General features: G+C 37.6%; 16 protein-coding genes and 2 pseudogenes. 4 read left to right on the top strand and 14 right to left on the bottom strand.

Annotated features, from left to right (window positions below; all coding sequences use genetic code 11):
* Window positions 1–285: 285 nt before the first annotated feature.
* Window positions 286–429, bottom strand: a pseudogene (locus tag ACIQYG_RS20315) (IS110 family transposase); the annotation flags it as partial.
* Between the two features lie 499 nt (window positions 430–928).
* On the opposite strand from ACIQYG_RS20315, the gene ACIQYG_RS20310 reads away from it, so the two are divergent.
* A complete protein-coding gene (locus ACIQYG_RS20310; protein ID WP_402841624.1) occupies window positions 929–1,750 on the top strand; it encodes an alpha/beta fold hydrolase in 822 nt (273 codons plus the stop codon).
* A 22-nt stretch (window positions 1,751–1,772) separates the two neighbouring features.
* Entirely contained in the window at window positions 1,773–2,984 is a 1,212-nt protein-coding gene (locus tag ACIQYG_RS20305; protein WP_402841621.1) for a SpoIIE family protein phosphatase, read from the top strand.
* A 539-nt stretch (window positions 2,985–3,523) separates the two neighbouring features.
* On the opposite strand, the gene ACIQYG_RS20300 is transcribed toward ACIQYG_RS20305, so the two are convergent.
* The 3 genes from ACIQYG_RS20300 to ACIQYG_RS20290 all read right to left on the bottom strand — a co-directional run bounded on the left by ACIQYG_RS20300 (window position 3,524) and on the right by ACIQYG_RS20290 (window position 4,733).
* The gene (locus ACIQYG_RS20300) at window positions 3,524–3,664 is read right to left on the bottom strand and encodes a hypothetical protein (protein WP_402841619.1); all 141 of its coding nucleotides are present in this window, start codon (window positions 3,662–3,664) and stop codon (window positions 3,524–3,526) included.
* A 297-nt stretch (window positions 3,665–3,961) separates the two neighbouring features.
* Window positions 3,962–4,168, bottom strand: a complete 207-nt coding sequence (locus ACIQYG_RS20295; RefSeq protein WP_402841616.1) for an MBL fold metallo-hydrolase — start codon at window positions 4,166–4,168, stop codon at window positions 3,962–3,964.
* A 463-nt stretch (window positions 4,169–4,631) separates the two neighbouring features.
* On the bottom strand, window positions 4,632–4,733 hold the full coding sequence (locus tag ACIQYG_RS20290) for a hypothetical protein (RefSeq protein WP_402841613.1): 102 nt from the start codon (window positions 4,731–4,733) through the stop codon (window positions 4,632–4,634).
* Between ACIQYG_RS20290 and ACIQYG_RS20285 the strand changes: the two genes are divergently transcribed.
* Window positions 4,699–5,583, top strand: a complete 885-nt coding sequence (locus ACIQYG_RS20285; RefSeq protein WP_402841610.1) for an iron-hydroxamate ABC transporter substrate-binding protein — start codon at window positions 4,699–4,701, stop codon at window positions 5,581–5,583. The genes ACIQYG_RS20290 and ACIQYG_RS20285 overlap by 35 nt on opposite strands.
* A 277-nt stretch (window positions 5,584–5,860) precedes the next feature.
* On the opposite strand, the gene ACIQYG_RS20280 is transcribed toward ACIQYG_RS20285, so the two are convergent.
* The 7 genes and pseudogenes from ACIQYG_RS20280 to ACIQYG_RS20250 form a co-directional block, all read right to left on the bottom strand.
* The gene (locus ACIQYG_RS20280; protein ID WP_402841607.1) at window positions 5,861–6,178 is read right to left on the bottom strand and encodes a hypothetical protein; all 318 of its coding nucleotides are present in this window, start codon (window positions 6,176–6,178) and stop codon (window positions 5,861–5,863) included.
* Window positions 6,179–6,666: 488 nt separating this feature from the next.
* A complete protein-coding gene (locus tag ACIQYG_RS20275) occupies window positions 6,667–7,134 on the bottom strand; it encodes a DUF6985 domain-containing protein (RefSeq protein WP_098936517.1) in 468 nt (155 codons plus the stop codon).
* A complete protein-coding gene (locus ACIQYG_RS20270; protein ID WP_402841641.1) occupies window positions 7,131–7,874 on the bottom strand; it encodes an HNH endonuclease in 744 nt (247 codons plus the stop codon). Before ACIQYG_RS20270 ends, ACIQYG_RS20275 begins: the two co-directional genes overlap by 4 nt.
* 423 nt (window positions 7,875–8,297) lie before the next feature.
* Window positions 8,298–9,251, bottom strand: a pseudogene (locus tag ACIQYG_RS20265) (ribonuclease YeeF family protein); the annotation flags it as partial.
* A complete protein-coding gene (locus ACIQYG_RS20260) occupies window positions 9,248–9,538 on the bottom strand; it encodes a YwqI/YxiC family protein (protein WP_063593419.1) in 291 nt (96 codons plus the stop codon). The gene ACIQYG_RS20260 and the pseudogene ACIQYG_RS20265, both read right to left, overlap by 4 nt.
* Window positions 9,538–9,966 (bottom strand): YwqH-like family protein, encoded by a 429-nt coding sequence (locus tag ACIQYG_RS20255; protein WP_048680710.1) that lies wholly within the window; start codon window positions 9,964–9,966, stop codon window positions 9,538–9,540. Before ACIQYG_RS20255 ends, ACIQYG_RS20260 begins: the two co-directional genes overlap by 1 nt.
* 239 nt (window positions 9,967–10,205) lie before the next feature.
* Window positions 10,206–10,454 carry a hypothetical protein gene (locus ACIQYG_RS20250; RefSeq protein WP_402841600.1) on the bottom strand — a complete coding sequence of 83 codons (249 nt, stop codon included), beginning with the start codon at window positions 10,452–10,454 and terminating at the stop codon, window positions 10,206–10,208.
* Between the two features lie 356 nt (window positions 10,455–10,810).
* Between ACIQYG_RS20250 and ACIQYG_RS20245 the strand changes: the two genes are divergently transcribed.
* Entirely contained in the window at window positions 10,811–11,215 is a 405-nt protein-coding gene (locus ACIQYG_RS20245) for a hypothetical protein (protein WP_377450157.1), read from the top strand.
* A 152-nt stretch (window positions 11,216–11,367) separates the two neighbouring features.
* Here ACIQYG_RS20245 and ACIQYG_RS20240 read toward each other — a convergent pair whose 3' ends face one another.
* The 3 genes from ACIQYG_RS20240 to nadE form a co-directional block, all read right to left on the bottom strand.
* The gene (locus tag ACIQYG_RS20240; protein WP_402841595.1) at window positions 11,368–11,661 is read right to left on the bottom strand and encodes a hypothetical protein; all 294 of its coding nucleotides are present in this window, start codon (window positions 11,659–11,661) and stop codon (window positions 11,368–11,370) included.
* Between the two features lie 354 nt (window positions 11,662–12,015).
* Complete coding sequence (locus ACIQYG_RS20235) at window positions 12,016–13,041, bottom strand: serine hydrolase domain-containing protein (protein ID WP_402841592.1); 1,026 nt, start codon at window positions 13,039–13,041, stop codon at window positions 12,016–12,018.
* 115 nt (window positions 13,042–13,156) lie between these two features.
* Window positions 13,157–13,987: an ammonia-dependent NAD(+) synthetase gene (gene nadE, locus ACIQYG_RS20230; RefSeq protein ID WP_402841589.1), complete on the bottom strand. Its 831-nt coding sequence runs from the start codon at window positions 13,985–13,987 to the stop codon at window positions 13,157–13,159.
* Window position 13,988: the final 1 nt, after the last annotated feature.

Raw genomic sequence — 13,988 nt, 5'->3', positions numbered from 1 at the left:
CAATCAGATCACTCATAAGGCTCAGCCTTTTTTTAAAAAGCGTTTTTACTGGGTCTATTTTGTTGTGGTTTTTTCTGGATTTTGAGCTTTTTTAATTTTCATGGGAGTTGCATAAAGAAAAAGCTGCCTTAAAGACAGCTCCGTTCTTCAGCTAAACCAGCTAATAGGATGTCAATATCTTTCTCTAAAATTTTCATTTCCTTATGATATACTATTTTTGGCCATGCCAAATAACCCTCCAAAACCCTTTTGGAAGGATTTTTCTCTTTTTCATAAAACCGTTAATCAGGCTATATCTAGGAACATTTCTTTTCTCTTTAATAGAGCGTAAATCCAATGAAGCAACTTATTCATACAGGCAACGATTGACACTTTGGGAGGTTTTCCTTCTGATTTTTTCTTATCATATCTCATATGTCTCAGTTTTTGTTTAAAAAGAGGAAGCAAAACAAAAATGACCAGTTTTAGTGAGCATCAATAAGATTGTAATATTTCGTGTAAGACCTAATTCCTATTTCACTAATAACATTTCCTTTTTCATTTTCATACAAGTTACCCATAATAAAAACCCCTATTTCATCTATTAAAATATAAACATAAAATAGGGTTTAAATCCCCACTTATCTCTGCTCTACTCTAGAGTAGTGGAATGAATAACATCATGACCATATATTTTTTAGCGATCTAATCAAAAAATCCCTCGTAGTTCTCCTATACATAATCCCTTTTTATAATGAGGCTTTCCAAAGATCAATTATCAAGGAACATTGTCGACCATTTCCGGGTATAAGAGGTCGTGTATACGTCAATAGTCTGAAACTCCCCCAAGTGTATACCTCTCTCCCCATTCCTAAAGTGTTATTCTTTAATTCGAATAAGGTTAGTGTTAACATATAGTAAGTATATCTTCTAAATGAAGGAGCCAATCATGAATCCCAATATTTTATTGCGTAATAATGTTAAGGTTAGAGGAATAGGTACACGACCAATGATATTTGCACCAGGTTTTGGTTGTGATCAAAATGTCTGGCAATCCGTTGCAAAAGACTTCGAAGATGAATACCATATTATTCTATTTGACTATGTTGGGTCTGGTAATTCAGATATACAGGCATATAACGTGGAAAGATACAGTACTCTTGATGGGTATGCACAAGACGTAATTGATGTTTGTTCCGCATTAGACCTAAAAGATGCTATATTTGTTGGACACTCTGTTGGATGTGTGATTGGCATGCTGGCATCAATTAAACATCCTGAATATTTTTCTAAACTTGTCCTGGTTGGTCCTTCCCCTTGCTACCTGAATCTCCCTAATGATTATTATGGAGGATTCGAGAAAGAACAACTTTTAGGATTGATTGATATGATGGACAAAAATTACATAGGCTGGGCAACCGCTTTTGCGGGAACGGTCATGAGTAATCCAGATCGCCCAGAGCTTAAACGGGATTTAGAAAATCGTTTTTGTTCTACTGATCCCATTATCGCACGACAATTTGCTGAGGTTACCTTTTTTGCAGACAACCGTAAAGACTTAGCGAAAGTAAAAGTACCATCACTCATTTTACAATGTTCCAAAGATGTTATTGCTCCGTCAGCAGTAGGTGAATATATTCATAAGCATCTTCCTGATAGTACATTGAAAATGATGAAAGCAACAGGACACTGTCCACATATGAGTCATCCTGAAGAGACGATATACTTAATCCGACAGTTTTTGGATGAATTTCCGACAAACGATTTATAGAAAGAGATGGGTGTGAATTTTTGTGAATGAACAACTAAATGAGGCACCCTGCGGATATTTAACTTTATCAGAAGAAGATGCTATTTTATCCGTTAATCAAACATTACTTAAATTATTGGGATATAATCTCGATCAATTGAATGGGCAGCATATTAAATTTATCCTTTCGGCTTCTGCTATACTCTTTCATCAGCTTTATCTGGTTCCTCTGATTAAGTTAGAAAATCACATTGAGGAAATATATATATCCTTAAAGTCTGTAGATGATGAAGAAATACCTGTGTTACTCAACGCCGTTCAAAGAGAGCGAGATGGAAGAACCATTATTGAGTGTGTGGTGGTTCCAATGCGCAAAAGAAACGAATTAGAAAATGAGCTTCTTATAGCCAAAAAAGAGGCAGTGACCGCTCTAAATGCTAGGAATAAGGCTTATGCTGATTTAGAGATTGCTCATGAAACGGTGAAAATGCAAAAGAATAAGCTGATTGAATTGAACGAAAAAAATGAAAAATACAAAGTAGATACAGAAAGAGAACTGGGTCTTGCCAAAAAAATCCAAGAGACACTATTACCAGTTCCTATTATGAATGAACATCTTGAAATTCAAGCGTATTATAAAGGCTCCAATCAATTATCGGGTGATCTATATGGATTTTACCAAATTGACGCCAAACGGTATGGCCTTATCCTACTTGATGTGATGGGGCACGGGCTTTCTTCATCCCTAATAACCATGTCACTACATTCCATATTTGAGAAATTAATTTTAAAAGGTTCAGAAGTGAAAACTGTGATGAAGGAATTAGAGGATCATCTTCATTCTTTATTCAAAAACACAAGTGAATCTTCGCATTATTGCACAGCCGTTTACCTTTTAATCGATACTGATAAGAGAGAAATTAATTATATCAATGCAGGCCACCCTTCCGTTCTTTTACAGGATATAAACGGAAAACAATATGAGTTGCGTTCTAATCGGCCACCACTCGGGATGTTTGAAGATATAATTTTTAATACAAATACCCTTACATACAGCAAGGACAGTAAGCTTTGCCTTTATACAGATGGAGTGGAAGAACCTTTAGGTTCAGACCGTTTATGCTCATTGTTAAAGACCTATTCGGCTGCCCCTTTATCTACACTTAAGGAGGAAGTTATACAATCGCTTAGATATGAAGAAGAGACACACCAACGTAAAGATGACCAATGTCTTATATTAGTTAAACTAAAATAAAACATTGGGGTTGTGCTATCTGTTACATAAACTAATACAAGTTACTGTTCAATTTCTTGGAAGTTCGTATAGTAGATACTATGTTCGATACGCCCTTTTATTTAAGAATTAACTTTAGTTCAATGAACTTTTATTATTCTATATCCCTTGCTTAAAAACACTCAGCCATATCAGTTGAGTGTTTTTTCATCTTTACATATTTTCAGCGCATTCCCACTAATATTATCCCACTCCCACCAATAACTGCATGTCAAATAAAAAAGGCAGCCACTAGGACTGCCTCTGTTGAACAACTTTTTTTCAGTCATTCATTTAGTGATTAATAAAAACGGCGCTTGTTTTTTTTGCATTTACATTTACATTTACATTTACAACGCTTTCCAGGAAACCATACTGTACTTGGGTCATTGTTCTCAAAACATTTTTCTTCATAACAACAATTTAGCTCCATCCTAACACCCTCCTTACTATTGTATATGCATGGACTGATGGATGGTGTGGACAAGTTGCTAAAAGTTTAGAAGTGAATGCAAATTAATTCATTTTTCATGATTCTGGACAATTTCCAATGTATGTGGAAGCAAACTGTAATCTCCCCAAGTTTTTTGGCCAGGAATAACGATTTTCGCATCTTTAAACACATACATTAAATTCTTCATCGTATTTGGCCAAGCTTCCATGTTGGCTTCATCAATGATCCCGGATGTTCCAGCGCGAAAATCATATCACCAAATAATAAGTTATACTTTGGCAGCCAGATTGACAGGTTATCAGAAGTATGGGCTTCCCCGGGGAAGTATATTTCAATTTCATATTCCCAACCTTTAAAGTTGATGCCATTGAATCTACTGAAGGATCAGGCATGGGATAGTTGAACTCTTTTGACAAACTTGCGGTTTCAGGAGTACTTACCGTTTTTATCTTTTGATCCAATAATGCCTGTATACCACCGATTCTTTCGTATTTATGGTGAGTGATTATTGCTTTAGCTTGACAGGTTTATTGAATTCCTTTTTTATCATATGCAATAATTGCTTAGCCAGTTTATCGTCCCAAGTAGCATCAACTAAGACGATTCCTTTTGAAGTACTTAGAACCAGACCATTCGCACCAATCTTATTACCTTGGATTTCCGTATATGTTGTATGTACCCATGCATCCTTTTTTATTTGAGTTAGAACCACTGATCCATCCTCACTGGTTATTACCGTTCGTTTTGATTTAATTCATGTTCCAATGCCATTGTAGTAATAAAAAACAAAAACTTGCTAACAAGACTAAAAATCCTTTTTAAACTTTTTCATATAATTCTCCCTTCTTACAGTTATATTTATAGAATTATATATACTTCCAAATTTCAGTTCAAATAAGTATGATTTCTCAACGATTAGACCATAACATAGTTATGTAAACAAGTATTAATCAAATAGAACATTATAGATTAATAAAAATTTAACGGAAGACTTCAACATCAAGTATTTAACGACGCAGGCAGAAAATGATGACTGGGAACACTGCAATTTTTAAGTACACAGAGTTTAGTCATCTGGCGAAAGTTATTGACAATGATTATCATTACTATTAATATATTGAAGTAGTTATTGAAAATGAATATCATTATTAATTAGACATTTTTTTGATATGTTTTTAACCTACTCTATAATTAATAAGGAGAAAAATCAGAATGAAAAAGCTATTCATCCCCTTCCTACTCTTGTTCGTCCTTATTCTTAGTGCTTGCGGGAACAAAGAGACAGCGAAAGAAAATAATGCATCCAAGGCTAAAAAAGAAACAGTTACATATCAATCAGAAACTGGCCCTATTGAGATTCCTAAAAACCCAAAAAGAATAATTGCTCTCTCTAATGGACCTAATGTATTGGCTTTGGAAGGTAATGTCGTTGGGATAGACCAATGGACTAATATGAATCCACTTTTTAAAGAAAGACTAAAGGGAGTGGAAGTCGTATCAGAAGATAACCTCGAGAAGATCATTGAATTGGAACCGGATCTAATCATAGCGGGATCCGAGATGAAAAATATTGGAAAGTTAAATGAAATTGCTCCAACTGTAGTATTCACTTGGGGAAAATTAGATTATTTATCACAGCAAATAGAAATCGGAAAACTCTTAAACAAAGAAAAGGAAGCAAAAGAATGGGTTAATGATTTCGAAACGCGTGCAGAATCCGCAGGAAAAGCGATACGTGCAAAAATTGGTGAAGATGCAACCGTTTCTGTAATTGAAAATGATGCTAAGGAGTTTTATGTATTCGGCAATAATTATGCACGCGGAACAGAAATATTGTACCAAGCAATGGACTTGAAAATGCCTGAAAAAGTAAAAGAAAAGGCACTTAAATCCGGCATTTATGTCCTCTCATCTGAAGTGCTTCCTGAATATACTGGAGATTATATTATCTTTAGTAAAAACCCGGACGTAGTTAATACATTTGTGGAAACAGAAACGTGGAAAAATATACCTGCAATTAAAAATGATCGTATATTTGAAATAAATAGTAAAGCATCCACCTACAGTGATCCAATCACTCTAGAGCATCTTCTGGAATTTTTCGAAAAGTCATTTCTTAAAAAATAGTATGCAACGAAAGGAATTCTTTAAATGAGAATTCCTTTCTTTAATGTGTTTTACACTTGAATTTCTTCTTAGAAAAAACAAAAAACAGCTGTTGCATAAAAGGCAAACAGTGTTAAATCTAAATCTAGCTGATATTCATATCAACAATGAAAAGACCTTAACTTTTGAGCCAAGGTCATAAAAATAACAAGCTTTTCTTGTCTTCCATTATTCTTTTTTAAGGTATTCTTCTAAAATACTCTTATCATATTCAGATTCAGGTAAAAGGCCTAAACGGTTATATTCCCAAATGGATTTCTTCCTTACCTATTTCATTACCTATATTTTTTAACGTGGTTTTTCCTGATCTCGCGATGTCTGTTATTGCAGCTTGAACCCTCTGAACCTGCTTTTGCGCAAATTCCTTGCTGTAAGGGGCGAACTTTGTACCACTTGCTACTTTATCTGCGACCTTCGCCGCACCTGCCACACCGCCGATTCCGAGTGCCATCAATAGTCCGTTCTGGCGCTGTTCCTCGGTTAGCTGGTTGCAGAACATGTCTTTGCCGGTGACCGCTTCACCAAGGCGGCTGCGGTTAAGCCGTACAGATCGCACTTGGTTTCATGGCAGATAAATTATTGGATTAATATCCCATTTTACATTACCCTAAAACCATTATTAAAGATAGTTTCCTTTTTTTCTCTACTCATACACTGTCACAGTCATTACAGTCTATATACACGACAATAAAAATTTAACTCTAGTGTATTATGCTCTTTTAATTTTTAACGCTATAACGCTAAAAAGCACTCGTTGCCTTTAGTTGACAATCAAGCGCTTTAAGTTCATTTGTTTTTAAGTAACATTAAATTTGTAAGTTTCATAGTAACAGTATGACAACTTTTATATGTCGTGACAAATACTACGTTAAAACTTACGAATTTGTACGAGTTCGTTAGTTTAATATACAATTCATGTGTTTATATTCATCGCCCAGTAAAATGTCATATCACCTAAGCTCATACTTCTTTTTCTATTCTATCATTGCCGTAATACTCTTTGATGGTACAACCATCATGAGTCTTTACTTTTTACAGCCGATTTTAAATTGCAACGTCCTGGTAACCTACTTCAATTATTTTTTCATTTAATAGACGAAGCCCTAATCCATTTTCTATATCCCATGTACAATTAAATGTAATTCCAATATCTCGCCCCTCAAAAATATCCGCATAAGGAACAACAATTCCATCTAAAGTTATCATTTCTAGTATTTGATTAGTTGTTTCAACTAATGGATAATTTTCATTTAATCCAATATCATAACCTAGTTCATGCCGCTTTTGTTTGTAATAGTCTAAAATTGATTGCAATAAACTTAGCTGTAAATCCTCCCATTTTTGCATTAATGCTTGATATGCCATATACTGCTCTTCATCAAACTTTCCATCTTCTTCACCATCTACCATCAAAGATATCTCTTTTTCTTTACCAAAAAAATGAATAGTGGTATCCTTAGCCCAACCATACTCATACTCAAGTTCACCAAAAATTGGGTCGTTTATAGTCATTTTAAGATCTCCTCTTTTTGTTTATTAGCAAACCCTCCAGGTATAAAAGCTCCTGCATTTATTTCTCCTACACCACCCAGATGTCCGAATTCACTATTTATTTTTGTTGGTACAAGTTGCATTGTTTTAACATCATTCAATTCATGCCATGTTAATTTATTATTTTCTCGATATTTCTTTATATCTCTTGCACTAATTTTACCAGACTCCATCCCAAATTGGCTTGCTAATTCAGGTGAATTATTAAGTTGATCAGCTAGTTTTTGGTCTGATTGAACAAAATTAGCTCGTCTGGCTTTCCCTCCATAAGTTCCTTTTCCTCCAAGCATATAGTTGATTTCAACTTGTGCTTTTGCTGTCGGTGAAAAATCAGGAACAGCATTTTTATATTGGATGCCATCAATCCCAACTTCATCTAAAATTTGTTTTAATTGACGGTCTGGTGGCGGCTTAAGTATTCCCTTAGATTCACCCCTTATTCCCTCAAATTCAACCTTTGAATTCTCTAATGCAGGTGTCTGATTAAGCCTCGCTTCATACGAACTAGCAAATTCAGTTTGTCTAAAGGCAGGTGGAACTTCAGCCCCCCTATTACCCGTACCCTTAGGAACACTCTCCCCTGAAACACCTTCTACTTTGCTATCCTTCACCGTGAATTTCTGATAGGCTTCCTTAATTGTCTGCTTTTCGATCATAACTTGGCGAAGGGTTGGTCCTCCTGCGAGGGAAACTTGTTCCATACTTATCCGTTTAGGAATTTCTTTTTTACCGATTTCTTCACCTATATTTTTTAACGTGGTTTTTCCTGATCTCGCTATGTCTGTTATTGTAGCTTGAACCTTCTGAACCTGCTTTTGGGCAAATTCCTTGCTGTAAGGGATGAACTTTGTACCACTCGCTACATTATCGGCGACTTTGGCTGCACCAGCTACACCGCCGATTCCGAGTGCCATCAATAGTCCGTTCTGGCGCTGTTCCTCGGTTAGCTGGTTGCCGAACATGTCTTTGCCTGTGGCCGCTTCGCCGAGGCCGTTGGCTGCGAGGAGCCCGTATATCCCGTATTCGGTTTTCTGGAGGAGGCTAAAGCCTTTTGTCGTTTTATAGGCATCGAGCGCATGGTCCGCTGCGTTGAGCCCTTTGGCCGTTTTGTATAGGGCGCTGCCGCCTTTGATGGCCCGTCCGGCCCAGCCGACGACGGGGATGAATCCAGCGGCGGCCATGGCGCCTGCGGCGATTCGTTCGGCATCGGACAGCTTGCGCCCCGTTACTGGATCGACTCCGGTCGAGGCCCTTATTGAATCATAATATCCCGTGAATTCCCCTGTAAAGGTTTTTGTCGTATCCCAGGCCTTTTCATACCATGGACGGTTTTCGAGTTCTTCCATTTCCTGTTCGATTTTCCGGGCTTCGGCTTGCTGCTTTTTGAAGGTTTGATAGTCTTTCATCTGACCGGCGACTTCATCCTTCACTTGATAGACGTCACTGCTCTTGAATGCCGATTGATTGAATGTCATCGGCGATACGTTGCCGTCCTGTTTGGTGGCATCAAGCAAGGCACGGAAGAGGCCAACGGCCACGTTTTCCTGCCCAATGGACACATCATATTCCTCGACCAATTGCCTGTCCACATTCTCGACCTTTGTCACGGTGTCATCCAGTCTATGCCCGGCCAGCGTTATTTTTTCATTAAAGTCCTTTTGGTCGAACATATCGAGAGGCAGAATATCGTCAATGCTGTCGAGGATCCTTTGAAGATCGTTCGCTTGTTGATCGACAAGCGACTTCGCTTGGTTGATGCCGTTTGAGACTTCGCCATCTAAAAAGGGAACCTCGACCACCGTATTTCCGGAGAGGTCCGCCTCTTCCAGACTGGCCGGAATGCCTTCCAAAAAACTGATTTGGGTCGTGAATAGTTCCATCCAGGCGTCCGCCACCTCGATTTGCGCTTCATAGAAGCTTTTGATGGCGGTAGCACCGGCTCCCTGAAACTCGTTATCCAGGCCGACGATGCCCTGAAATTCCTTTTTCAGGGCTGAGACTTCCTTCTTTAGTTCTTCATATTGCTTGGCACGCGACTTGGTTGCGGCCGTCAATGTCTCGGCTTCATATATTTTCATCGCGTAGGATACCCATGTGAAGACGTATGGGCGATGGCTTCATCCTGTTCTTTTAATAAGTCAATGTTGGCACGGGTATCTTCCACATTTTTCTGGACGATTTTGATATATTGCTCGAAGACCTTCTCCAGGTTCGTTTCCCGGTCGATCCATTTCGAAGTGAATTCCAATTTATTGTTGCCAAGCTCGCCTGCCGGCAAATTTCCGAGCGTGACTGTACCAAGTGCCGTCTTCACCTGATCGACTTGCTTCATTACGGCAGGATGATTCAGTTTGATTGTCGTCATTAAAACAACCGCCTTTTTAAATCGGATATTTTACTTTCCAGCTGCTCAAATGCCTCTTCGCCTTTGTTCAAAAGGGAGTCGGCTTCTTGGGCTATATTCCCCGCTATGCTCAAAAGCGTATTCTCGGCATTCAGCTTTGTAATCATCGCCTCGATTTTCCATTGGTAATCATCATAATCGTCATGAATGATACTGAACATCACATTATAGGCATCATGACGGGCATCCTGAAAGTGATCCGAACGGTTCCCTGTCCAGCTGCCACCAAGCTCAGGGTCTTTTATTTTCCTAATCTCGTTAAGACACATGCTCTGCTCTTTTATAATATCGTTTTTCGCATTTTCTAATCGATCAATTTTCACATTTAAATCAGCTTTTTTACTGGAGATAGCAGAGTGTATATTACTCAGAATATCTGCATATACCATGAAACTCACCTCAGAAACAGTATAATCCTACACTAAATGTCATATTTTCCTATTTAATATTATAAGGATTATAGTCCGAGAGTTAAATAGGGAGAAATATGCTATTTTGTCAGGTGAAAGAGAAGTTTGGCATAAAAAAGTTCCTACATACCATATTCTTTATACCCGGCATTTTACCAATTTTAAACAAGTTAACAGAATGTCATCTAATTAGATTCTCTATAAAAATTTCCAACACTTCATTCAAATTGCCCTTGACTGTATCTGCGCAGCAAGTCATTTCGAACAAATTCCCTGCAAGAGGAAGATAAATGTGACCGCTCGGGATGTATCAAATCACCAAAAGGCAAATCACTAACAAATTTAACTTCACCTTCAAAATCCTGTCCGGATTCAGCATCAGAACCGATGACCTTCACAAAGCAAGTTTTGTGGCCGGTTTTCATAAAATCAATTACTGTTAACACATGATTATGTATATCATTCATTCTTTTTCCCTCCAACCATGAAATCATTAAGTAAAGATATTTTTTACTGGCTTTATAATAAAGGAACCGATTAAAACAATCATGGCTTAGATCGCTAAGGTGTTAAAACATTGGAAATAGGCACTCCTGCTTTCCATGAATTACTTTATTTTTCTATGTATTTTGTTCAATCTACCCTTATTGAGCTGACATTACATGAACTGATTTCTTTATTCATTTATGTTTTTATTTCGTTTCCAAGCATTTTTATGATTTCCCATTACTTCTACCTAAGATCAATCTGGCAGCTTCGGGGACCTTCCCTCTTCTATATAGATTTATAACCTGCTATAATCTAAGGATTGGAGGTGTGAGAAATGAAAGAAATCATCCAGATATTAGCTGAAATCGTCAATAATCTTCACGATTTCATCTTATTCTTTGTAAGTGACACATTAAATTCAAATGCAACGGACAAAGATTTGCATTTTTGGATAATGGGAATCATCGGTATCATCATATTTTTATTCGTGTTATTTTTATCTAATTTAATTGCCCGCATGCGTTTTGGGATAACGATCCTCTCTTTCCTTTATACCTTTACAGTCATGGTTGTTTTAGTATTTGCCATTGAGATACAGCAAGCCCTTACCAGCAGAGGAAATATGGAGTTTCAAGATGCGGCGATAGGCCTATGGGGGTTCATCGTATTTTTCATGGTTTTTGCTGTACTATCATCCCTATTCCTATTGGTGAAGAATTTATTCAAGCAATCAAAATAATGGTAACGATAGGTCACCTTGCTTTAAAACATTCCTAATGCCTTTCAATACCTGGAAATTCGGATTTTTGTATTGGCGGGAATGATAAATTCTCTGCAGCATCATCTTAAATGGAAAGGAAAGTTACAGAGAAGCAAATTTGGTTCGGGGAATTACTTCGATTCATTTTCATTGAATAAATCAATGCTGAACAGATTAAAAGAATCGTCGTCATTAATACGTTCCTGGTCATTTCCTGTTATATCAGGACTATTTTCCCTGCGACGGCGATTTACTTCCCTTAATTCCGTTTCCAGAAATTCCGCTTGTTCGTGGGAAAGCTTGATCGTGATTTCATTATTTTGATCATCTGCAGCTTTCAAGAGGACATAGCTATCCGCAGCATTACGTAAAGTCACATTGCTTACTGTTAAGTTCATGTTCGCTAGTTCATATCTTGCCTTCATAATGTAAAAAGAACCTCCATCGGAAAATACCGGATAAAATAAAGTATATTAAATATACTCTACTTCAAGATATTTAAATATACAAATTCTTTGTTTGTAAAAGCCTTGAAACCTAAAGAAAGCTACCTCCTTAAAGATTCCGACAATAAATGAAAAATTGGTGTGCCGCATCATCATTAAAGATTCGTTCTTGAATAAGGGTACAGAAGGGGTTCTTCCCTTGAAACTCCAGAAGTTCTGGAACCAATTTAGCAATTGAAGCGAATTCGTCCCTTTCTTAAAAAATACCTTGAATGAATTCAGATTGACTATAAACAATGGAACCCTCCATTAGTGGAAAGGTTCCATTTATTTTTATACTTCTTTCTCGATCGCTCTAGTAATATGGTATGGACCCATGCCTTTATTAGAAGTAATGACGGTTCTCAATCGCTTTGCCGGATATACCGCAGAATTGAAACTTACACCCGGGTCATACCCCATAAGATGGTATTTGAAAATCGCGTCATTTTTTTTACGGATCCATATACCATAGCCATAGTATTCCCCTTCATCTTTTGTAGCAATATGGGTTTCCAATAAGAGATTGGTATATTCTTGATTCAGTAACTGATTGGAAAATAACCCATCCCAAAACCTGAACATATCTGATGTGGTAATATACGCCCCTCCATCCGCACCGCCTTTGATCGGAAGGGAAAAAACATTCGTTCTCCATGCACCATTTTCTTCATCTATGTACCCTAATGCAGTATTTTTAGGTAGCTGATTCAGGGAAAAATATCCTGAATTTTTCATTTCACAAGGCAGAAAGATGTTCTTGTCGATATATTCAGTAAATTCAAGTCCGGTTAGTTCCTCAACAATCAACCCTAATAGAATATAGCCTGCATTATTGTAATGAAATCTTTCCCCGGGTTGAAACATCATAACCTTATTTTGAAACATTGGCAGGAAATCTTTTAATCTTTTTACATGGTATATCGGATTTTTCTGCCATAGCTCTTCAAAATCATCCATCACTTCTTCATCAAAGTAATCAGGGATGCCCGAAGTATGTGTTAATAGGTGATGAATGGTTACATTTTGAGAGAAATCAGGAAACACGATCGAAAGACAGTCATTAAGCTTAGAATCGAACCTAAGTTTCCCTTTTTGTATTAACTGGCAAATGGCTATCGCGGTAAACAGTTTACAACCGGAAGCAATTGCGAACCTTGTTTCGGTCGTATTCATGATTTCATCCGCTCGATTGGAATAGCCATGTGCTGAGCTATGGATCAGGTCACCTTCCATTTTCACACCGATTACACCCGAGAATTCAATGTCCTTGCTCGTTTCTTCAATATTCCTGGATATATCCATATGTAGAGTCGACATTTCGTTTTCCCCTTTGCCGGTAAAATTTTCATTACTGATGTGTTGGCCAAGGTGCTCGTTATGGTCTTGCAAAATAACCCGCATCTTATGTGATGCGGGTTTTTCACTCGTTCTTTTATTTCCACCAAGTATCATAAACATTAATGGCTTCATTGCGTTTATGTTCGGTTTTAGTATACCATCCTTCGATGATTTCGGCAGCTTCCGTTCTGATTTCCTTGCCTTCAAGGTAATCATCGATTTCATCATAGCTAACGCCTAAAGCCACTTCATCAGGAAGTAACGGTTTATCATCTTCTAAATCGGCCGTTGGTATTTTTGTATAAAGACGCTCAGGAGCACCAACGAATTTCAGGATTTCTTTTCCTTGCCTTTTATTTAAGCGATATAAAGGGATGATATCCGCTGCACCATCACCATGTTTCGTAAAGAAACCTGTGATTGCTTCAGCTGCATGGTCAGTTCCTAGCACAACGCCTTTATACAGTCCTGCTAAATCATATTGTACCTTCATTCGTTCACGTGCTTTGACATTTCCCCTTAGGAAATTCGATAGCTTTTCAGAAACTGCTTCTTCCACAGCTTTGACTGAAGCATCCACCGCTTCCTTGATGTTGACTGTAACCGTTTGGCTTGGCTTGATGAATTTTAAAGCCAGCTGCCTGTCATCCTCATCAGCCTGAACTCCATATGGCAAGCTTACGGCAACAAACTTATAGTCGCTGCCACTCGCTTCTTCATTCAATTCATTGACAGCGGTTTGGGCAATATAACCCGCCAGTGTTGAATCTTGACCTCCGGAAATTCCTAGTACAAAGCTTTTCAGAAACGTATTTTTCTTCATATACCCTTTTAATAGATCAACGCTTTTCCTGAATTCGGCTTCAGGATCGATCGTTGGTTGGACAAGTAATTTTTTTACGATTTCTTTTTGTAATGGACGCATT

This window comes from Peribacillus sp. NPDC096622 (assembly GCF_044762665.1).
GTDB lineage: Bacteria > Bacillota > Bacilli > Bacillales > DSM-1321 > Peribacillus > Peribacillus frigoritolerans_B.
This window is presented reverse-complemented; position numbering and strand designations above follow the sequence as displayed.

Excerpts from the sequence above, each read along its gene's own strand:
- ACIQYG_RS20245 (WP_377450157.1), top strand. The coding sequence starts at position 10,811 with ATGAAAGAAATCATCCAGATATTAGCTGAAATCGTCAATAATCTTCAC.
- ACIQYG_RS20240 (WP_402841595.1), bottom strand. The coding sequence starts at position 11,661 with ATGAAGGCAAGATATGAACTAGCGAACATGAACTTAACAGTAAGCAAT.
- ACIQYG_RS20300 (WP_402841619.1), bottom strand. The coding sequence starts at position 3,664 with ATGGAAGCTTGGCCAAATACGATGAAGAATTTAATGTATGTGTTTAAA.
- ACIQYG_RS20270 (WP_402841641.1), bottom strand. The coding sequence starts at position 7,874 with ATGGAACAAGTTTCCCTCGCAGGAGGACCAACCCTTCGCCAAGTTATG.
- ACIQYG_RS20310 (WP_402841624.1), top strand. The coding sequence starts at position 929 with ATGAATCCCAATATTTTATTGCGTAATAATGTTAAGGTTAGAGGAATA.
- nadE (WP_402841589.1), bottom strand. The coding sequence starts at position 13,987 with ATGCGTCCATTACAAAAAGAAATCGTAAAAAAATTACTTGTCCAACCA.
- ACIQYG_RS20260 (WP_063593419.1), bottom strand. The coding sequence starts at position 9,538 with ATGACGACAATCAAACTGAATCATCCTGCCGTAATGAAGCAAGTCGAT.
- ACIQYG_RS20235 (WP_402841592.1), bottom strand. The coding sequence starts at position 13,041 with ATGTCGACTCTACATATGGATATATCCAGGAATATTGAAGAAACGAGC.
- ACIQYG_RS20275 (WP_098936517.1), bottom strand. The coding sequence starts at position 7,134 with ATGACTATAAACGACCCAATTTTTGGTGAACTTGAGTATGAGTATGGT.
- ACIQYG_RS20255 (WP_048680710.1), bottom strand. The coding sequence starts at position 9,966 with ATGGTATATGCAGATATTCTGAGTAATATACACTCTGCTATCTCCAGT.
- ACIQYG_RS20250 (WP_402841600.1), bottom strand. The coding sequence starts at position 10,454 with ATGAATGATATACATAATCATGTGTTAACAGTAATTGATTTTATGAAA.